Here is an 18,039-nt window from a genome sequence, read left to right as displayed (position 1 = left end):
TTTATGGAAAAATTGGTGTTTAAGGATTTGCTGTTTTTAGCACCCTTAGCAGGCTATACGGATTTGCCCTTTAGAAGTGTGGTTAAACGCTTTGGGGTAGATGTAACGGTGAGTGAAATGATTAGTAGCCACGCTTTGGTACATGCCTTTGATAAAACCAGTAAAATGTTACAAAAATCTCCCGAGGAAAGCCCTTTTAGCGTGCAAATTGCCGGGTCTAAAATGGAGGTTGTCAAACAGGCAGTAGAATTACTCAACACCACTACAGGGATTGATATTTTAGATTTTAATTGCGGTTGCCCAGCACCTAAAGTCGCCAATCACGGCAATGGAAGCGGGCTACTTAAGGATTTAAAACACTTGGTTAAACTCTTAGAGTTGATCAAAACAACCACCAATAAGCCTTATACTAGTGTAAAAGTGCGCTTAGGATTTGATGAAAAGATTCCATTAGAGATCGCCCATGCCCTTAACGATGCGCCGGTGGATTTTGTGGTGGTACACGCGCGCACTCGTTCTGATCGCTATAAAAAAGAGCGCATTGATTATGATAGCGTGCGTTTGATGCGCCAAATACTGCATAAACCATTGATTGCTAATGGAGAAATTGATAGCCCTAAGAAGGCTAGGGAGGTGCTAGAATATACAGGGGCTAATGGGGTGATGATTGGGCGATCCTCGCTAACGCAGCCTTGGATTTTTTGGCAAATCAAACATAACACCGAAGAATTACCCGCGATTCTTAAAAAAGATTTGGTTTTAGAGCATTTTGATAAAATGGTGGCCTTTTATGGGGATAGGGGGGTTATCATGTTTAGAAAAAATCTCCATGCCTATGCCAAAGGGCATGTAGGGGCTGGGGCTTTTAGATCGGCTGTTAATGCGATGGTTATGCCAGCACAGAGCCGCGCTCAAATTGAGGATTTTTTTAGCACCCACGCACCCCTTAGCCCCCTACCACAAATCATTACTCTAAATCGCCAAAGCCTTTAGATGAACAAAAGCCTTGTATTTTTTGTTGCCTTAAGTATGCTTTGTTGTCAGTTTTTAGGGGCGGTTAAAAACCATATTTTTACCGGTGTGCGTCTGGGTTATATTAAAAATTCCACGAGCACCTTGAGTCAACAAGTGAGCATGCAAAATCCTAGCACCATGCCAAATGGTACTTTTGTTTGCCCTAATGAATTATGCGAAGAAAATAAAATTGTAGGCTTTTATAAATCTAATAAACTTAGTCCGGCCTTTACTTACACGCTAGGTGATGAAATCTTTTTTGATAAATTGGCCATTAGTGGGATTCGTGTTTATGGGACTATTGAATACGCACAGGCTAATTTAGGGAGTCGTTATAAGATTCAAAATCAAGGGGGGCAAAACTATAACCCACAATATATTAAAGCCATTAATTCTAACAATAATCAAGTCATTGGAGAGAGTGTACATAGTGATTATTCCTCCCCTTGTGCTATTCTAAGCACAACTAACCCTCTAGGATTATGCCCTACACCCAATCCGCAAGAAGTTTTATTACAACGGCCGGCTAATTTAGTTACTCTAGGGCTTAATGTAGATTTTTTCCTCAATATCCCCCTTGATTACTGGATCAAACGCCTTTATTCTAAAATGTTCTTTTTTAAAATGGGGGTTTTTGTAGGCGGGGGTGTGGAGTATGCGATGCTTTGGAGCGATGATTTTAACAACCAAGCTTTAAGTACTCTGGGTGGATCTTCTCTTAGCAAAGGCCATATACAGAAAACCCGCTTTTTTACCGCTGGCAATGGCTTTTATGTGAATGTGGGCTACCAATTATATTTGGGAAAACACAACCGCTTTAATTTAGGCTGGAAGATTCCCTACTATAAAATTACCGCTCAAAATTGGTATAACTATGGAAATAGCAACCCCGGTACCCAACAAACTATCAAGCAAACTCTAAGTATTTCTGCACAAAGCCAATTTTATGTTAGTTATGCCTTTTTATTCTAAATTCTTAGAATCATATTTATTATTATTGTCATAATAGGGCTTTTTGTATTGACTTTTTATTACAAAGCGAATACAATCAACACTTCTTTTTTAACTTTTTAATAAGGATAGCCATGCATTCTGGTTTATCTGTTAAGCTAATTGGCGAATATGTAGACATCGCCATTTTTTCGGCACTAGGTTTAATGAGCTTTGTAGCGGTGTGGTTTACCATTGAGCGAATCATCTTTTATACTAAACTAGATTTTAGTTTATATGACGATCCAGATCGCCTAGATTTAGATTTAAGTAGAAATCTAACCACTCTTTATATCATCTACTCTAACGCACCTTATGTAGGACTTTTGGGCACAGTTTTAGGGGTGATGGTTACCTTTTATGATATGAGTACGAGTTCTACAGGGCTAGATGCTAAAGCTATTACTTTAGGGTTATCTCTAGCCTTGAAAGCTACAGCCTTTGGCTTGGTGGTAGCAATTCCAACTTTGGTTGTTTATAACGCGATGTTGCGTAAAACTGATGTGCTATCTGAGCAATTTAAATTAGCGCACAAAAAGAGGGCTTAATGCGCGCCAAATTAAGAAGAGGTGATGGTTTAAATATCGTTCCCTTTATTGATGTGATGTTAGTGCTTTTAGCATTGGTTTTAAGTGTTTCTACCTTCATCGCTCAGGGCAAAATCAAAGTTAACTTACCCAGTGCTTCTAGTGCAGAAAAGGCAGGGAAAGAGGATAAGAAAGTTACGATTGTGGTGGATAAATCCGATGGGATTTTTATAGATGACAAACAAAAGAGTTTAGAGCAATTACGCGCCTTAATCTCTACTTTAGATCCAAAAACCCTTGTGGATTTGCGTAGCGATAAAGATTCTAAATTTGGTACTTTCATTGAGATCATTGATATTCTCAAAGAACACAACCATGAAAACTTCTCCATCTCTACAGAAAAAAAGTAAGTCTGCAACCTGGATTAGCTTTTTTATTACTTTAATTTTATACGCGGGGGCGCTTTGGGCTTTTTTTTCTAACTCTAATCATATCCAAAAAATAGCTCAGGCAGGTACGCAATCTGTAACCATGAGCCTAGCTAGTATCAACACACATGCAAATCATCTTAGCCATGCTAAGCAAGCCCCACAAGTACAAGAAAAACCTAAGGATAAACCTAAAGAACAACCTAAACCAAAGCCAAAACCCAAACCAAAACCTAAGCCCAAGCCTAAACCACAGGAAAAACCCAAACCTGAGCCTAAACCTAAGGTAGAGGAAAAACCTCAGCCTAAGCAGGAAACTAAACCAAAAGAAGCGCCCCCTCAAAAAGCGCCACCCGCTAAAGAGCCGCCTAAAGAGAAGCCCAAAAAGGTAGAGCAGTCTAACCAGACAGCAGAAGGGGCTAAGGCAAGCCTAGCCTATAATCAAGGGGTTAGCGATGCCTTTTTAATGCAGATTCAACAGGCTATCTCATCTAAAAACCGCTACCCTCGCATGGCTATGGCAAGGGGCATTGAGGGGGAAGTTTTGGTAGAATTTGTACTCAATGCTAATGGCAGTACGGAGGATATTAAAATCTCTAAAAGCTCAGGTTCAGATATTCTTAACCACGCCGCCTTGCAGGCTGTTAAAGAGGCTTCTAAACTCTTCCCTGCCCCCAAACACACCGTGCGTTTGCGCATTCCCATTGCCTATACAATCAAAGAAGAATAGCCTTTGTTAAGCTATTGGTTAAAAAAAGATAATCTTAAACTTAAGCTAGCGTAAAATAGAGGTGATGTCTAGCATGTCCTCTAGCATAACCTTAACCTTGCAATCAGCACAAGCATAAAGAGAGGCGATACGGCGCGCATCGCCTTTAAAGCGAGGTTCCATAAATTTAGCAATTTTTAATACACTTTTAGTTGTACCCATAGGCTTGCCACACACACGGCAGGTAAATAGTGTGTCTTGAGCCATGACTTTGGGTTTAAAATAGGCCGGGTTTAGAGCAATTCCATCGCGCTCTAAACTCAAGCAATCTTTTTCAGGACAGGTGGGTACACAGTAGCCACAGGTCGTACAAAGAGATGGATTAAAAAGCAAAGTATATTGGTTTCCATCAATGCTTAAAGCATGGGTATTACACGCCCCCACACAGGAAAGACAAAGGGTACAATTATCCTGAATTTGAATATGCCCATAACGGATAAAGTTTCCACAGCCTACCTGACCATAATCTTTTTCTCCAACTATATGCGCTAGCCGTTTAGCAAAGAGATCGCGCTTAGTGTGTGTGGGGGTTGTTGGCGGGCTAAAGTGGGTGTACTCTAAAATTCTAGCTTGCTCTAAACATTCTATAAGTTTAGTGAGATCAGAGGCATACAAAATAGCATCTAGTCCATAGAGTTTTTGATAAATGGCATTAAGTAGTGTAATACTCTCTAAAGTTCCTATTCCTAGTTCTGGTGCATACAACACCACCTGCGCACCGCTTTCTTGTAAGAGTGTTAAAAAATAGGTTTGTTCTAAAATATTAGCATTCAAGCATAGAGGCAAAACTTCCTGCTCGAGCGCAACATTAGGCAAGGTTATATTGCGATCTATAACCAAAGGGATATAACCCTGATAAAGTTTAGCCACAGCCTGCATGCACTCTAAACTCAAAGCCCCATATTCCAAACTCCCACTAGGGCAAACCGCTATGCATTTACCACAATCAATACAAGCTTCGTATTTTAAAACCAAGTGGCGGTTATCATGGCATTCTAAACCCTTTTCTTGGGCAATTTGAGGATCTAGTTTGGTGATCGCTAAAGTTGGGCACACCTCGCTACATTTGCCACAACACTCTACGCGTCTTTGATGGTATTGGCAGATATTACTATCATAGGTGAAGTATTCTATAAGAGAACCTTCCTGAGTTTCTAAAGTTTTGGTGTTTTTAAAATCAAACTGTAGGCCATGAAGTTCATAGAGTAAAGAAAGACTCTTGGCTAATTCTAAAGGATCTTGGGCGCTGTGTTCTATTAGAAAATCAATTTCAGTGGCCACTCTTTGAGCGCCCTTTAAAGGCACATTAGACACCACACATTCTATATCTATAGGCGTGTCTAACACCTGAATATGATCATGGAGTACCGCGTGGGGATAATGTGGGTTTTTAACATAGACAAACTCAACCATGTACTAGCCACCCAAACATCTAGTATTTATTTCTCCACTAATCTAAAATTCTAGCTTGCTCTAAACATTCTATAAGTTTAGTGAGATCAGAGGCATACAAAATAGCATCTAGTCCATAGAGTTTTTGATAAATGGCATTAAGTAGTGTAATACTCTCTAAAGTTCCTATTCCTAGTTCTGGTGCATACAACACCACCTGCGCACCGCTTTCTTGTAAGAGTGTTAAAAAATAGGTTTGTTCTAAAATATTAGCATTCAAGCATAGAGGCAAAACTTCCTGCTCGAGGCTTAAAATTGGGGGAATAAAACTCTAAATAAGAGATCAAATTATTCTTAGCCCAAGCCATGCGCCAAGCATATAAATTACTCAATAACAACGCCAACTCTTGTTTGCTTGCATGGGGGAAATCCCCCTCATAAACAACTAATAGAGCCTTTTTATTCCGCACCAATTTATCGTAATTTTGCAAAATCTTATTATCAATAGCGATACAGCCCTTAGTGTAGGAATTATCGCGATCACCTTTTAAGGGCATGCCATGAATCCAAATTCCATGACCTGTATGTTTAAGCACCACATCTAGGGGATTTGGATAGTTAGTTACAAGGGCTAAGGGTCCATAGTAAGCGCTTAAATTGGTGATCTTTTTAATGATTTGATAAACACCAATGGGAGTAGCCTTATCCCCTTCACTCACTTTCATTCCAATTTTAGAACCCACCAACGCCTTACTTTCATTGACCTTAGAGATTTTTTCCCCATCCATTTTGTAAAGAATAAGTTTAGGATCGGCTTTATTAATAATAAAAAGGTAGTCTAGGCTTTCGTAGTATCCATAGGTGGTGTCTTTTGTTTCTAGCACATCTTCCCAAAAATCTTTTTGGCTTAAATAGGACTGCAAAAGTCTTTCAATAGAGCCTATCCCCTTTTCATGGTAGACTTTAACAAAACCCATTAAAGTGCCTGCTTGAGCCCCTAAAGTTAGAGCAAAAATTAAAAAAGCAGATCGCAAACCCATTCTAACCATACAAACCCCTAAGCGTAAAAATCAAAAAGAAAACGGGCTATTCTATCATATACCCCATTTTTTTTAGCTGATCTTTTTCTTGAGTCCAGTTTTTCTGTACCAATACCTCTAGCTGTAAAAACACTTTTTTTTCAGAAAAAGCCTCTATTTGTAACCTTGCCTCCCGCCCGATTTTCTTAACCACACTTCCCCCTTTACCAATCACCATTCTTTGTTGGCTCTCTTTTTCTACGATGATTCTAGCATCAATAAAATCCCTAGTCTTTCCCTCCTCTATGCGCATAATGAGCACATCGCTAGCATAAGGGATTTCCTCACTCAAAAAGCGAAAAATCTGTTCGCGAATCATCTCTTTATAAATCTCTTTAGTCTGTATATCGCTAAGAAGTTTGGGATCATAATAAAAGGGAGATTCAGGCAAGAGTTTAGCCACCTCTTCTAAGAGAATCTCTAAATGATGCCCCTTAGCCGCGCTTAAAGGAATGAGTGCACCAAAGTGGGCGCTATAAACTTGGTAGGCTTTAATTTGGGCTAGAATTTTAGTAGGAGTGGCTGTATCTGTTTTATTAAGAGCTAGAATATGGGGTTTATTAGGGGCTAGGTTTAAAAATTCTTGGTATTTTTCTGGACTGTCATGGATACTAGCTAGAAATATAGCCAAATCACAAGACTCTAGTGCATGCCTGATTTGTTTTATCATAGCTTGATTGAGTAATTTGGTGGGCTTACAAATCCCGGGGGTGTCTAAAAAAACCATCTGGCATTCTATATCCCCTTGCATGTAGGGCACGATGGCTTTTAAAATCTTACGGGTGGCATTAGCTTTATGAGAAATTAGACAAAGACGCTCATAAACTAGTGCATTAATTAAAGTACTTTTACCAGCATTTGGCCGTCCGATAAGTGCGATAAAGCCGGCTTTACTCATAGAATAAAACGCGCTAGATCCACATCCTCTACCAAATCTTGTAATGTTTGGCTCACATCTTTTTTAGAAACCACTACCTTTTGCCCCGCATAAGCTGTAGCGTTAAAACTAATATCCTCTAGCACCTTTTCTAAAGTGGTGTGCAAACGGCGCGCACCAATATCCTCTGTTTTTTGATTGGCCAAATATGAGAATCTAGCAAGTTCTCTTAAAGCTTCAGGTTCAAAAGCTAAATCTACATTCTCTACTTCTAAAAGCGCTTGGTACTGTTTAATCAGCGAGCTTTTAGGGCGAGTCAAAATCTCATACATGATTTCCTCAGATAAACTTTCTAATTCCACACGCAGAGGAAAGCGCCCTTGTAATTCAGGAATCAAATCGCTAGGTTTACTCAAATGAAAAGCCCCAGCGGCAATAAAAAGAATATGATCGGTGGCTATGGGTCCATATTTAGTTTGAATCGTACTCCCCTCCACAATGGGCAACAAATCGCGTTGTACACCCTCTTTACTAGGGTCTTGGGTGCGCCCCTCTTTAGAACCAACCGCAATTTTATCAATCTCATCAATGAAGATAACCCCGCACTGTGCGGCTCTTTGAACCCCCTCTCTTTGTACTTGTTCCATGTCTAAAATGGCTTGAGAAACATCGTGGCGTAAAGCTTCTTTAGCCTCTTTAATAGTCATTTCTTTACTAACCTTTTCACCCCCCTTATTTAAAATTTTGGTTAGACTTTCTTGAACTTTGATGATCTCAGGCGGCATATTAAAATCCCCCTCTACACCCCTTTTATCTAATTCAATTTGGATTTTTTGATCATCTAAAACATGGCTGCGTACTTTTTGTTTGGTTTTCTCAAAATTTAGCGCATACTCTTGCTGTTTATCCTTACCTACACCACTTGGAAGGGGAGGCAAAAGCTTTTTAGTGATGCGCTCAATGATTAAATCCTCAATCTTAGCTTGATTTTTTTCCTTCTCCTCATTTTCTACTAGATGAATACTTGCCACTACCAGATCACGCACCATAGATTCTACATCGCGCCCCACAAAGCCGACTTCTGTGTATTTACTAGCCTCTACTTTGATAAAGGGTAAACCCATCATCTTAGCCATGCGCCGCGCAATTTCGGTTTTACCAACACCTGTTGAGCCTATCATCAAAATATTTTTAGGCATGACCTCTTCTTGGAGTTCTTTACTTAATTGCAGACGCCGCCAGCGGTTACGCAGAGCAATAGCAATCATCTTTTTTGCATCTTGTTGTCCGATGATGTAGTCATCTAAATAACGGACAATCTCTTGAGGTGTTAAATTTAATTTTGCATGGCCTACCATTAAAGCTCCAAAATTTTAATGTTTTGGTTGGTATAGATACAAAGATTACCCGCGATTTTAAGCGATTCTTCTACCAGAGTCTTAGGCGGTAGGTGTGCAAATGAATCAAGCGCACGGGCTGCACTTAAAGCATAATTGCCCCCGCTTCCAATAGCAGCGATTTTGCCATCTTCAGGCTCAACTACATCTCCTGTTCCGCTTAAAATAAAAATAGATTGTTTATTAAGCACAATCATCATTGCCTCTAAACGGCGTAAAAATTTATCCTTGCGCCACTCTTTGCTAAAATCCACCACGCTTTTAAACAAATCCCCTTTTTTGCCCTCCAAAATGCGCTCAAACATATCAAATAAACTAAAGGCATCGGCTGTACTGCCTGCAAACCCGCTTAAAATTTGGCCATGGTGGAGAGTGCGGATTTTGGTGGCATTGCCCTTAAGAATGCAATTATTAAAACTAACCTGTCCATCTCCGCCAATAATGGCGCAATCTTTCCCCTCAAAATGGGTTTTATAGCCCAAAATCGTAGTGGCATGAAACATTACAAAATCACTCAGCCACAACATCAATTTTTAAAACACCCACCACGCCCGATCCAAGCTTAACATCAATTTCATAAATCCCGGTGCTTCTAATAGGCGTTTTAAGTTCCAGTGTTTTTTTATCAAGGCTGATAGGGTGGTTTGCCTGCAGGGTTTCAATCACCTCTTCTTTAGTAATAGATCCAAAAAGCGCGCCATTAGCCCCTACTTTTTTACTAATCTTTAGAATAATCCCCTCTAATGTTTGGGCAAGCTCTTGTTTGGCAGCTAACTCTAAAGCCTCTTGTTGTACCCGTTTTTGCACATTAGCTTTATATCTACGAATCACCTCTGTAGTAGCTAATTGGGCTAAGTTTTTAGCCAGTAAAAAATTATTGCCATAGCCATCTTTAACCTCACACACATCTCCAGCTTTGCCTAGATTTTTAACATCTTGTAGCGAGTCTTAGGCGGTAGGTGTGCAAATGAATCAAGCGCACGGGCTGCACTTAAAGCATAATTGCCCCCGCTTCCAATAGCAGCGATTTTGCCATCTTCAGGCTCAACTACATCTCCTGTTCCGCTTAAAATAAAAATAGATTGTTTATTAAGCACAATCAATCTCACCTCTAAACGGCGTAAAAATTTATCCTTGCGCCACTCTGTGCAAGGGCGCGTTTGTCATTTTGGGGTACGCCCAAACCTTTTTGATACAACACACCTAAATTATTGCAACTAGAGAGATTGCCACTCTCACAAGCTAGTTGGAAATACTTAGCAGCATAAAAATTATTAATGGGTACGCCCTCTGCTCCTTTAGCATAGATCCAACCTAAGTTGGCACAACCCTGCATGTCTCCGGCATAATGGGCCAATCTTTCCCCTCAAAATGGGTTTTATAGCCCAAAATCGTAGTGGCATGAAACATTACAAAATCACTCAGCCACAAAATTATAACTACCTAAATCACTCCCATGTTCACAGGCGTATTTGTAATAATCTATTGCCTTAAAATAATTCTTAGGCACTCCCACCCCATTAGCATACATCCATGCTAAATTATTACAGGCTAGAGCGCTCCCTCCACGACAACCCACCGCATAAAGCTGGGCGGCTTTTTCTTTATCATCTAAGGTGGCATTTTGTTTATAATCATAGGTTTGGGCTAAATTCGCACAAGCGCTTGCATCGCCTCCACTACAGCCCATTTCATAATAACGCGTGGCTTTTTCTGTATCTGTTTGGATACCCACCCCATTAGCATACATCGTACCCACCGCAAAACAACCGGCCGGATTACCTTGATCACAGGACCTAGAAAAGAGTATAAAAGCATCTTTATAATCCCCACTTTTAACCGCAGCAATACCCGCGCTCAAGGCATCTTGTGCCACTGCAGGGGGGGTGAGGCGATCTAATTGTAAAATATCCGGGTTTAAAGTGCCTTTAACGCAAGTTAGGATCAAGCGGGGTCTGGCATTTTGTGGGGCTGTAGGAGGCGTAGCCGGAGGTGTGGCTTGAGTTTGGGCATTAGGCTGTGTAGGCGCGGCGTGGACTATATTTAAAAGGAGCAAGCAAAAAAGACAAAAACCCCATTTTTTAAAATCCATTTTATTCCCTAGTGGTGTAAATCCGTGTTGAGCGCAATAGAGCGCGTGCTACGCAAAACGACCATTTTACCCGTTTGGCTGTGTTGCCTAAAATGCAAACCATGCAAACCGGATAATTCTCTACCCTTATATAGCCCTGAATCTCTTGTTTCTAGTTGCGGGTTGATTTCTTGCAATTTGGCTAATTCCTCAGAGGCTATATAAAAAATTGTACCCGCTAGCACGCCAATACCAGCATCTACAATACAACCATTTCCTAAACTAATGCCTAGTACACTATTAACCCCCAAAAGACAATCTTTTCCCACGCTAATAGGTTTACTATTGCCTCCGCTAAGTACGCCTAAAATCCCCGCGCCCCCGCCAATATCTGTACCCTCCCCTACAATCACAGAGGAGGAGATACGCCCCTCATTCATGCAAGCCCCCTCTACACCGGCGTTAAAATTAATATAGCTAGCCCCGGGCATTTGGGTATAGCCCCCTTTGCCAAGATAAGCTCCAAAGCGCGCTTTAGCGCTATCTAGCAGGCGGATATTATCAAACTGGGGAATGATTTGCATTAAATAGCGCGGGAACTTGTCTACAAAATCTATACAGGGAAATTTATCCTGCATTTTTAAAGAAATTTCATGTTCGCGTAACCATTCTAATTCATAGGCTTTATTGCCACTCCAAGCCACATTAGGCAACAGCGCAAAAATACCTTCTAAATTTAAACTACGCAAAGGGGCTTTACCTAGAGAAAGGGCGTGGAGTTTAAGATAGGCCGTTTGTAGACTTTGGCATGGCCCATCTTCATAAAGAATAACGAAGTGATAAAAAGAAAACTGCGGGTTTTCCTCCTGCTCATTTAAGGCTAAAAGCACTTCTGAAAGGGGGGTTTTTTCTTGAGAAATGTAGGGGAGAGCTTGCTTTAAAAAGAGTTTATCAATGCTATAAATAGCCTCGCTTGGGGTTTTACTTAGGGGTTTTAACCCTTCCAAAGCCTTTAAAATGGAGTGCTCTAAAGGTTGCCACTCCAAACATAAAAAACACGCACTCAAAGGCTTTTGACTCTTTTGTCCGTACTGCATTTTTGCAATGCCAAAGGCAAGGGGTTTAAAAGAGGGCATGGATCTCCTTTGCATGTTCATCTGCTAGGGCTTGCACTTCAGCAACAAAGGTTTCTAAAAGCTGATCTTCGGGTAATTTATGAATCACCTTGCCTTTTTTAAGAATGAGCCCGCTTTTATTGCCAAAGGCAATCGCAATATCAGCGTGTTGAGCCTCCCCTAGCGCGTTGACCACACAACCCATTACGCTCACATCTAAAGGGATTTTAATATGCGCTAGGCGTTGTTCTACCTCAGCCATCAAAGCCACTAGATTAGATTCAATGCGCCCACAAGTAGGGCAGGAAATAAAAGTAATGCCCTCCTTTTGCCTCCCGCTATAACGCAAAATGGCCTTAGCTACGCGAATCTCCTCCTCTAGTTCTCCTGTAATAGAAACCCGCATAGTATCGCCTATGCCCTCTCTAAGCAATTGGCCTAGAGCCATCGCGCTTTTAATGGTGGAGTGAAACAAACTCCCGGCTTCTGTTACGCCTAAATGAAAGGGGTAGGGAACTAGCGGGCGGAGTTTTTGGTAGGCTAAAACGGTGCGTTCTACATCGCTAGCTTTTAAAGAAATCTTGATGTTATCAAACCCAACATCTTCTAAAAGCTTGGTGTTATAAAGAGCAGATTGTACCATTCCCTCAGGCGTAGGGCCGTATTTGAGCGCAAATTGTTTTTCTAAACTCCCTGCATTTACCCCAATACGGATGGGCAAAGAGCGTGCATTGCAAGCCTTAGCAACAGATCTGATCTTTTCTAATGAGCCAATGTTTCCCGGATTAATACGGATACCGTCCACGCTTTCAGCGGCAATAAGAGCAAATTGATAATGAAAATGAATGTCTGCAATCAAGGGCAAAGAGGTGGCTTTTTTCAATTCTTTAAGAGCAAGGGCGTCTTTTTTATAGGGCACAGCCACGCGTACTATATCTGCTCCCGCTAATTTGAGGCGATCAATTTGGCTTTTAGTGGCCTCTATATCATGGGTTTGGCTATAGGTCATGCTCTGCACACTAATAGGCGCATCGCCTCCCACAGCCACAGGACCGACAAAGATTTTTTTAGTCAGAAAGCGCGCAACCAAAACTTCCAACCTTAAGATTTAATAGGGCGCTAGTCTAGCTAAAAATACATGAGAGAGAGCTAAAGAGTGGGGAGGATTTTTAGACAAAAAGTGAGGAAATCACAGAGGGTACAAGGAAGTTTGCAAGAAAAGGGTAGGGGGTTAAGGCTGATACAAAAAAGCGGGTCTGCGGGTATCTTTTTTAAAAGCAGGGGTAGACTGTATTCAAGTTGCTCTTGTGTGGGGAAAGCTAAAGGGAGAAAGCAATAGGCGCGCTGATTTGTTTGTATTCTTAAAACAGAGGATAAGGAGGTGAGGGTAGATAATCCAAAAAAGCGGGCTAATTCTAAAGCGATCATGTTTTCAAACACAGGGGGGAGGGGGTGGCTGTAACTAAAAGTATAGGGCAAGGAAAAGTCATAGAAATAGAGCTTAGGATAGCCCTTTTCTGTGGGAATGGATAAAAGCATTTGGTTAGCTTGTAAAGAGGCAAGGAAGCGATAAAGAGTATCTTTAGAAATTTTAAGTTGCTTTTTAAGCTGGGTGTAGAGGTGATTTGTACTCAAACTCTTAGCTTGGAAAGGCAAAATTGCTTTAAAAAGAGGGGTTTGTGCGCCAAATTCTAAGGTAAAAAGCGCTTGTTTTTTAAGCATTTTCTCATGCGAGGATAAAGCTAGCATTTCAGGCAAATTCCCCTCTTTTAAAAAACGAGCAAGGAGAGTAGCAGGGTCTTTGTTGCAAAAATGGACAAATTCAGAAAAACTTAAAGGGGAAATGGCTTGTTGCTTAAAACCCTCTGGGGTGTTGCTGGTGTCTCTTTGAATGAGTAAAGTAGGCAAAGTAGGCAGGGGAGAATCTTTAGGGGGGTGTTTGAGGATAAGCAGATCTGCTCCATAATCTTGAGCAAAGGAGGGTAAAAATTTAAAAAGCGCGTCTAAGGGCAAACGCCAGTCTGTGGCGTCTACATAAATGGGCTTTTTATAATTCTTAGCGACAAACAGAGCCAAAGCGCTTTTACCCACCTTAGCCCCCCCATAAAGTAAAGTGGAAGGCTTGATGTCATAATCGCGGGGTTTGAGTTGTCTTTGGCTAGCTTGTGTAAAACTAGTTTCTAAAATATTGGCAAGTAGGGGTAGACTGTATTCAAGTTGCTCTTGTGTGGGGAAAGCTAAAGGGAGAAAGCAATAGGCGCGCTGATTTGTTTGTATTCTTAAAACAGAGGATAAGGAGGTGAGGGTAGATAATCCAAAAAAGCGGGCTAATAGTTTTTAATCGCTAAAAGTTTGATAGTTTTTAAGGATCTAAATGGAAAAGATACGACTCAAGTTGAAAGCCTACGATCACCGCGTATTAGATCGCTCTGTCGTGGCGATTGTGGAGGCGGTGAAACGATCGGGCTCTGAGATTAGAGGGCCTATTCCTCTGCCAACCAAAAACAGGCGCTATACCGTGCTACGCTCCCCTCACATCAACAAAGATTCCAGAGAGCAGTTTGAAATCCGCGTACATAGCCGTTTGATTGATATTATGGCAGCCACTCCAGAGACGGTAGATAGTCTCATGAAACTTGATCTAGCCCCCGAGGTGGAAGTAGAAGTTACTTCTATGGAGGAAAAGTAATTCCTAAATGGCCAGTGCGATTTTGTGGAAAGGAGAATGTAAATGGAATATTTAGTGCAAAAAATCGGGATGAGTCGCATTGTGGGGGCTAGTAGCGTACCTGTAACTTTGCTTAAAGTTTTAGATAGCAAGGTTTGCGAGATTAAAGAGGGGCAGTTATTAGTGGCTTATGCCCTGCATAAAAAACACAATAAAGCCATTGCCGGCCAGCAGAAAAAATACCAGTTAAGCCAAGAATTTAACCATTTTGCTACTTTAAAAGGGCATGTGGAAGCGGTGGGGGATTTGAGTATAGAACCTTTAGAGGGGGTACAATACATCAAGGCCACCTTTTATACTAAAGGGCGAGGCTTTAGTGGGGCGATGAAGCGTTGGAATTTCCAAGGCGGACCAGCAGCCCACGGGAGTCGTTTCCACCGCCGTTTAGGCTCAATTGGGAATAGAGAGTGGCCGGGACGAGTACAGAAAGGTAAAAAAATGGCAGGGCACTATGGCAATGAAAAAGTAACCTGCCATAACCAAGTACTCTCCTTTGATAAAGAAAACAAAATTCTAGTCCTCAAGGGATCGACGGCTGGCTATGCAGGTGCTTATGGCCGTATCAGTATCCAGAAAGGAAGATCATGAAAGCAAGAGTCTTAGATCAGCAAGGGCAGGCAACAGGAACGCTAGATCTGCCTGCTAGGTATCAAGAGATCAACGCGCATAATTTATATTTATTTGTCAAGTACTACCGCGCTCTAGCACGCGCCAACACCGCTAAAAGCAAGAATCGCGGTGAAGTCAGTGGCGGGGGGCGCAAACCTTGGAGCCAAAAGGGAGGCGGACGCGCTAGGGCAGGCAGTATCACCTCTCCTGTGTTTGTGGGCGGGGGTGTATCCCACGGGGCCACTAATGAGCGCAACTACCACCTTAAGATTAATAAAAAGCAGAAAAAATTAGCCCTAGAGTATGCTTTAGCTCAAAAGGCTTTAGCGGATAAATTAGTTGTAATGGAGAACATCCAAATCCCTAGTAAAAAAACTAAGGACGCCCACGCTTTCTTGAAAAATCTAGGTTTTAGAGATGTGTTATTGATCCAACATGCTTTAGATGAAAATTCGGTTCTAGCTTTTAGAAATTTACCTAATTGTTTTTTAGTAGAATCAAGCGAGGTAAATGGGTATATAGTTGCAGCCTTTAGTGCTGTTATCATGGAAAGGTCCGCATTTGAGGCTCTTATCTCAGCCAAAGAAGGAGAATGAGCATGGCAGACATCACGGATATAAAAGCAATTCTTTATACGGAAAAATCCCTGTCTATGCAGGAAAGTGGGAGGATTGTGATTCAAACTTCTATTGGTGTGAGTAAAAACCAACTCAAGGCAATTTTTAAGGATTACTTTGGTTTTGTGCCTCTTAAGATCAATTCTTTGCGTCAAGAGGGCAAAGCCAAGCGGTTTAAGGGTAGGGCAGGACAGCGCAGTAGCTATAAAAAGTTTTATGTAACCCTCCCCAAAGATGCCAATATTGCGGCTTTAAGCGCTTAAGGAGACATTATGGCTATTAAAACTTACAAACCCTACACCCCCAGCCGTCGCTCTATGAGCACACTAAGCTCTGCAGACATCAGCGCAAAACCTAGTGTAAGAAAACTTTTAATCAAACTCCCCGTACACGCCGGGCGCAACCACCAAGGCCGTATCACTAGCCGCCACAAAGAGGGCGGGGCTAAACGGCTTTATCGCATCATTGATTTTAAACGCGATAAATTTGGCATTGAGGGCAAAGTTGCTAGTATTGAGTACGATCCTTACCGCAACGCCCGCATCGCTCTTATAATCTATCCTGATGGAGATAAGCGTTACATTTTACAACCCAGCGGTCTAAAAGTAGGCGATACCATCATCGCAGCAGAGGGCGGGTTAGATATTAAGCCGGGCTTTGCGATGAAGCTTAGGAGTATTCCTATTGGCACAATTGTACACAATGTAGAAATGCATCCGGGTGCGGGTGGGCAGTTAGCCAGAAGTGCCGGAATGAGCGCACAAATCATGGGCAAAGAGGGCAAGTACACGACTTTACGCATGCCAAGTGGCGAAATGCGTTATATTTTAAGCGAATGCATGGCCACTATTGGGGTGGTGGGCAATGAGGATTTTATTAACACCACCATTGGCAAGGCAGGGCGCAACCGCTATAAACGAGTCAGACCTCAGACTAGAGGTAGCGCAATGAACCCAGTTGATCACCCCCATGGGGGCGGTGAGGGTAAAACCGGATCTAGTGGACATCCGGTTTCGCCTTGGGGATTACCTACTAAGGGTTATAAAACCAGACATAAAAAAGCAAGCGATCGCTTGATCATTTCACGCAAGAAAGGCAAGTAATGGGAAGGTCAATTAAAAAAGGTCCTTTTATTGATAAGCATCTCATGGATAAAACCCTCAAACACAAAGCCAAAAAAGACAACAGACCCATTAAAACTTGGTCGCGGCGCAGTACAATTTTGCCTGAGATGATAGGTTTGACTTATAGCGTGCACAATGGGCGGATTTTTATCCCCGTTTATATCACCGAAAACCATGTAGGCTATAAATTAGGAGAATTTGCTCCCACCCGCACTTTTAAAGGGCATAAGGGCACAGTCCAAAAGAAAATAGGCAAATAACCATACTATATAAAGGAATATCAATGAGCGTGGCACTCCTTAAATACACCAGACTTTCCCCTACAAAGGCGCGCTTGCTAGCTAGACAGATTCAAGGCATGAACGCTGAAGTTGCGATCGCTAGATTAGAATTTACCCCCAACAAGGCTGCTAGAATTCTCTCGCGTGTGATTAGCGCAGCGGTCTACAATGGCCAACATGACTCTAAAGATGTAGAAGTTTTGAGTTGCCGCGTGGATGCAGGTCCTGTTCTTAAACGGCATATGCCAAGAGCTAGAGGCCGCGCCTCTTCTATTAGAAAGCCCACCGCACATATTCGGGTGGAAGTGGGCAAAGAAGGGAGCAAGTAATGGGACAAAAGGTTAATCCTATTGGCTTGAGACTGGGCATTAATCGCAACTGGACTTCTCGCTGGTTTCCTAGTTCTGGCGTGGCAGTGGCTAATATTGAAGAAGATTACCGTATCCGTAAATTCCTCAAAAAAGAGCTTTACTACGCGGGGGTGAGTGAGATTCTTATTGAAAGGGCGGCTAAGAAGCTGCGTGTCACTGTGGTAGCCGCACGCCCCGGGCTTATCATTGGTAAAAAGGGCGTGGATATTGAGAAAGTTAAAACCTCTTTAAAAGACCTGATTCGTAAAGAAGTCGCGCTTAATATTAAAGAGGTTAAACGGCCTCAAGCTGACGCCCAACTTGCTGCAGAAAATGTTGCAACCCAGCTAGAAAAACGGGTGGCTTTTAGGCGGGCGATGAAAAAGGTCATGCAAACCGCGATGAAAGCAGGCGCAAGAGGGATTAAGGTACGGGTTTCAGGCCGTTTAGCAGGGGCTGAGATTGCCCGCACAGAGTGGTATATGGAAGGGCGCGTGCCTTTGCACACGCTGCGGGCTAAAATTGATTATGGCTTTGCGGAGGCTTTTACGGTTTATGGAAACATTGGGGTAAAGGTGTGGCTCTTTAAGGGCGAGGTGTTGCATAAGGGGATTGTATCTGAAAGACGCGAAGAGAGCGAAGAAAAACGCGCTAGAAAAGGGAGAGAATAG

At 42.0% G+C, this 18,039-nt stretch carries 23 protein-coding genes and 2 pseudogenes; 13 read left to right on the top strand and 12 right to left on the bottom strand.

Going from position 1 to position 18,039, the window contains the following annotated elements; genetic code table 11:
- Positions 1–3: 3 nt before the first annotated feature.
- The 5 genes from OO773_RS00500 (at position 4) to OO773_RS00480 (ending at position 3,689) form a co-directional block, all read left to right on the top strand.
- On the top strand, positions 4–993 hold the full coding sequence (locus tag OO773_RS00500) for a tRNA dihydrouridine synthase (protein ID WP_370413094.1): 990 nt from the start codon (positions 4–6) through the stop codon (positions 991–993).
- The gene (locus tag OO773_RS00495; protein ID WP_006564233.1) at positions 994–1,986 is read left to right on the top strand and encodes an outer membrane beta-barrel protein; all 993 of its coding nucleotides are present in this window, start codon (positions 994–996) and stop codon (positions 1,984–1,986) included.
- A gap of 113 nt (positions 1,987–2,099) precedes the next feature.
- On the top strand, positions 2,100–2,552 hold the full coding sequence (gene exbB, locus OO773_RS00490) for a TonB-system energizer ExbB (protein WP_006564232.1): 453 nt from the start codon (positions 2,100–2,102) through the stop codon (positions 2,550–2,552).
- Positions 2,552–2,941 (top strand): TonB system transport protein ExbD, encoded by a 390-nt coding sequence (exbD, locus tag OO773_RS00485; protein WP_006564231.1) that lies wholly within the window; start codon positions 2,552–2,554, stop codon positions 2,939–2,941. The genes exbB and exbD overlap by 1 nt, the downstream gene beginning before the upstream one ends.
- Positions 2,907–3,689, top strand: coding sequence for an energy transducer TonB (locus OO773_RS00480; protein ID WP_034376685.1), 783 nt, complete (start codon positions 2,907–2,909; stop codon positions 3,687–3,689). The genes exbD and OO773_RS00480 overlap by 35 nt, the downstream gene beginning before the upstream one ends.
- 45 nt (positions 3,690–3,734) lie before the next feature.
- Here OO773_RS00480 and OO773_RS00475 read toward each other — a convergent pair whose 3' ends face one another.
- The 12 genes and pseudogenes from OO773_RS00475 to OO773_RS00420 form a co-directional block, all read right to left on the bottom strand.
- A complete protein-coding gene (locus OO773_RS00475) occupies positions 3,735–5,141 on the bottom strand; it encodes a 4Fe-4S binding protein (RefSeq protein WP_034376682.1) in 1,407 nt (468 codons plus the stop codon).
- Positions 5,142–5,178: 37 nt separating this feature from the next.
- On the bottom strand, positions 5,179–5,400 hold the full coding sequence (locus OO773_RS00470; protein WP_264828581.1) for a hypothetical protein: 222 nt from the start codon (positions 5,398–5,400) through the stop codon (positions 5,179–5,181).
- Positions 5,390–6,169, bottom strand: coding sequence for a L,D-transpeptidase family protein (locus OO773_RS00465; protein ID WP_264828580.1), 780 nt, complete (start codon positions 6,167–6,169; stop codon positions 5,390–5,392). The genes OO773_RS00470 and OO773_RS00465 overlap by 11 nt, the downstream gene beginning before the upstream one ends.
- A gap of 37 nt (positions 6,170–6,206) precedes the next feature.
- Entirely contained in the window at positions 6,207–7,097 is an 891-nt protein-coding gene (gene era, locus OO773_RS00460) for a GTPase Era (RefSeq protein ID WP_176485331.1), read from the bottom strand.
- Entirely contained in the window at positions 7,094–8,434 is a 1,341-nt protein-coding gene (gene hslU, locus OO773_RS00455) for an HslU--HslV peptidase ATPase subunit (RefSeq protein ID WP_006564227.1), read from the bottom strand. Before hslU ends, era begins: the two co-directional genes overlap by 4 nt.
- Positions 8,434–8,976 carry an ATP-dependent protease subunit HslV gene (gene hslV / locus OO773_RS00450; RefSeq protein ID WP_006564226.1) on the bottom strand — a complete coding sequence of 181 codons (543 nt, stop codon included), beginning with the start codon at positions 8,974–8,976 and terminating at the stop codon, positions 8,434–8,436. Before hslV ends, hslU begins: the two co-directional genes overlap by 1 nt.
- A 7-nt stretch (positions 8,977–8,983) precedes the next feature.
- Complete coding sequence (gene rplI, locus OO773_RS00445; protein ID WP_264828579.1) at positions 8,984–9,379, bottom strand: 50S ribosomal protein L9; 396 nt, start codon at positions 9,377–9,379, stop codon at positions 8,984–8,986.
- A 41-nt stretch (positions 9,380–9,420) separates the two neighbouring features.
- Positions 9,421–9,618 (bottom strand): annotated as a pseudogene (locus OO773_RS00440) (ATP-dependent protease subunit HslV); the annotation flags it as partial.
- 5 nt (positions 9,619–9,623) lie between these two features.
- Positions 9,624–10,355, bottom strand: a pseudogene (locus OO773_RS00435) (tetratricopeptide repeat protein); the annotation flags it as partial.
- Positions 10,356–10,573: 218 nt separating this feature from the next.
- Positions 10,574–11,701 (bottom strand): tetrahydrodipicolinate N-succinyltransferase N-terminal domain-containing protein, encoded by a 1,128-nt coding sequence (locus tag OO773_RS00430; RefSeq protein ID WP_006564223.1) that lies wholly within the window; start codon positions 11,699–11,701, stop codon positions 10,574–10,576.
- Positions 11,667–12,749: a flavodoxin-dependent (E)-4-hydroxy-3-methylbut-2-enyl-diphosphate synthase gene (gene ispG, locus OO773_RS00425; RefSeq protein ID WP_006564222.1), complete on the bottom strand. Its 1,083-nt coding sequence runs from the start codon at positions 12,747–12,749 to the stop codon at positions 11,667–11,669. The genes OO773_RS00430 and ispG overlap by 35 nt, the downstream gene beginning before the upstream one ends.
- A gap of 59 nt (positions 12,750–12,808) precedes the next feature.
- Positions 12,809–13,735 (bottom strand): ATP-binding protein, encoded by a 927-nt coding sequence (locus OO773_RS00420; protein WP_264828578.1) that lies wholly within the window; start codon positions 13,733–13,735, stop codon positions 12,809–12,811.
- A 298-nt stretch (positions 13,736–14,033) separates the two neighbouring features.
- Here OO773_RS00420 and rpsJ point away from each other — a divergent pair, with 298 nt between their 5' ends.
- From rpsJ to rpsC, 8 genes are read left to right on the top strand one after another with little or no spacing between them, the layout of a single operon-like run.
- Entirely contained in the window at positions 14,034–14,348 is a 315-nt protein-coding gene (rpsJ, locus tag OO773_RS00415) for a 30S ribosomal protein S10 (RefSeq protein WP_006564220.1), read from the top strand.
- A 42-nt stretch (positions 14,349–14,390) separates the two neighbouring features.
- Entirely contained in the window at positions 14,391–14,975 is a 585-nt protein-coding gene (gene rplC, locus OO773_RS00410) for a 50S ribosomal protein L3 (protein ID WP_006564219.1), read from the top strand.
- Positions 14,969–15,592, top strand: coding sequence for a 50S ribosomal protein L4 (gene rplD, locus OO773_RS00405; protein WP_176485291.1), 624 nt, complete (start codon positions 14,969–14,971; stop codon positions 15,590–15,592). Before rplC ends, rplD begins: the two co-directional genes overlap by 7 nt.
- Before the next feature lie 2 nt (positions 15,593–15,594).
- Positions 15,595–15,876 carry a 50S ribosomal protein L23 gene (locus tag OO773_RS00400; RefSeq protein ID WP_034376680.1) on the top strand — a complete coding sequence of 94 codons (282 nt, stop codon included), beginning with the start codon at positions 15,595–15,597 and terminating at the stop codon, positions 15,874–15,876.
- A gap of 9 nt (positions 15,877–15,885) precedes the next feature.
- Positions 15,886–16,716 (top strand): 50S ribosomal protein L2, encoded by an 831-nt coding sequence (rplB, locus tag OO773_RS00395; protein ID WP_034376678.1) that lies wholly within the window; start codon positions 15,886–15,888, stop codon positions 16,714–16,716.
- Positions 16,716–16,997 carry a 30S ribosomal protein S19 gene (gene rpsS / locus OO773_RS00390; RefSeq protein WP_006564215.1) on the top strand — a complete coding sequence of 94 codons (282 nt, stop codon included), beginning with the start codon at positions 16,716–16,718 and terminating at the stop codon, positions 16,995–16,997. The genes rplB and rpsS overlap by 1 nt, the downstream gene beginning before the upstream one ends.
- A 23-nt stretch (positions 16,998–17,020) precedes the next feature.
- Entirely contained in the window at positions 17,021–17,347 is a 327-nt protein-coding gene (gene rplV / locus OO773_RS00385; RefSeq protein WP_006564214.1) for a 50S ribosomal protein L22, read from the top strand.
- The gene (rpsC, locus tag OO773_RS00380) at positions 17,347–18,039 is read left to right on the top strand and encodes a 30S ribosomal protein S3 (RefSeq protein WP_006564213.1); all 693 of its coding nucleotides are present in this window, start codon (positions 17,347–17,349) and stop codon (positions 18,037–18,039) included. The genes rplV and rpsC overlap by 1 nt, the downstream gene beginning before the upstream one ends.

Origin of the sequence: Helicobacter suis HS1, from assembly GCF_026000295.1 — a bacterium.
Taxonomy (GTDB): Bacteria; Campylobacterota; Campylobacteria; order Campylobacterales; family Helicobacteraceae; genus Helicobacter; species Helicobacter suis.
This window is presented reverse-complemented; position numbering and strand designations above follow the sequence as displayed.

Excerpts from the sequence above, each read along its gene's own strand:
- OO773_RS00500 (WP_370413094.1), top strand. The coding sequence starts at position 4 with ATGGAAAAATTGGTGTTTAAGGATTTGCTGTTTTTAGCACCCTTAGCA.
- OO773_RS00495 (WP_006564233.1), top strand. The coding sequence starts at position 994 with ATGAACAAAAGCCTTGTATTTTTTGTTGCCTTAAGTATGCTTTGTTGT.
- exbB (WP_006564232.1), top strand. The coding sequence starts at position 2,100 with ATGCATTCTGGTTTATCTGTTAAGCTAATTGGCGAATATGTAGACATC.
- exbD (WP_006564231.1), top strand. The coding sequence starts at position 2,552 with ATGCGCGCCAAATTAAGAAGAGGTGATGGTTTAAATATCGTTCCCTTT.
- OO773_RS00480 (WP_034376685.1), top strand. The coding sequence starts at position 2,907 with ATGAAAACTTCTCCATCTCTACAGAAAAAAAGTAAGTCTGCAACCTGG.
- OO773_RS00475 (WP_034376682.1), bottom strand. The coding sequence starts at position 5,141 with ATGGTTGAGTTTGTCTATGTTAAAAACCCACATTATCCCCACGCGGTA.
- OO773_RS00465 (WP_264828580.1), bottom strand. The coding sequence starts at position 6,169 with ATGGTTAGAATGGGTTTGCGATCTGCTTTTTTAATTTTTGCTCTAACT.
- era (WP_176485331.1), bottom strand. The coding sequence starts at position 7,097 with ATGAGTAAAGCCGGCTTTATCGCACTTATCGGACGGCCAAATGCTGGT.
- hslU (WP_006564227.1), bottom strand. The coding sequence starts at position 8,434 with ATGGTAGGCCATGCAAAATTAAATTTAACACCTCAAGAGATTGTCCGT.
- hslV (WP_006564226.1), bottom strand. The coding sequence starts at position 8,976 with ATGTTTCATGCCACTACGATTTTGGGCTATAAAACCCATTTTGAGGGG.
- OO773_RS00430 (WP_006564223.1), bottom strand. The coding sequence starts at position 11,701 with ATGAACATGCAAAGGAGATCCATGCCCTCTTTTAAACCCCTTGCCTTT.
- rpsJ (WP_006564220.1), top strand. The coding sequence starts at position 14,034 with ATGGAAAAGATACGACTCAAGTTGAAAGCCTACGATCACCGCGTATTA.
- rplC (WP_006564219.1), top strand. The coding sequence starts at position 14,391 with ATGGAATATTTAGTGCAAAAAATCGGGATGAGTCGCATTGTGGGGGCT.
- OO773_RS00400 (WP_034376680.1), top strand. The coding sequence starts at position 15,595 with ATGGCAGACATCACGGATATAAAAGCAATTCTTTATACGGAAAAATCC.
- rplB (WP_034376678.1), top strand. The coding sequence starts at position 15,886 with ATGGCTATTAAAACTTACAAACCCTACACCCCCAGCCGTCGCTCTATG.
- rpsS (WP_006564215.1), top strand. The coding sequence starts at position 16,716 with ATGGGAAGGTCAATTAAAAAAGGTCCTTTTATTGATAAGCATCTCATG.
- rplV (WP_006564214.1), top strand. The coding sequence starts at position 17,021 with ATGAGCGTGGCACTCCTTAAATACACCAGACTTTCCCCTACAAAGGCG.
- rpsC (WP_006564213.1), top strand. The coding sequence starts at position 17,347 with ATGGGACAAAAGGTTAATCCTATTGGCTTGAGACTGGGCATTAATCGC.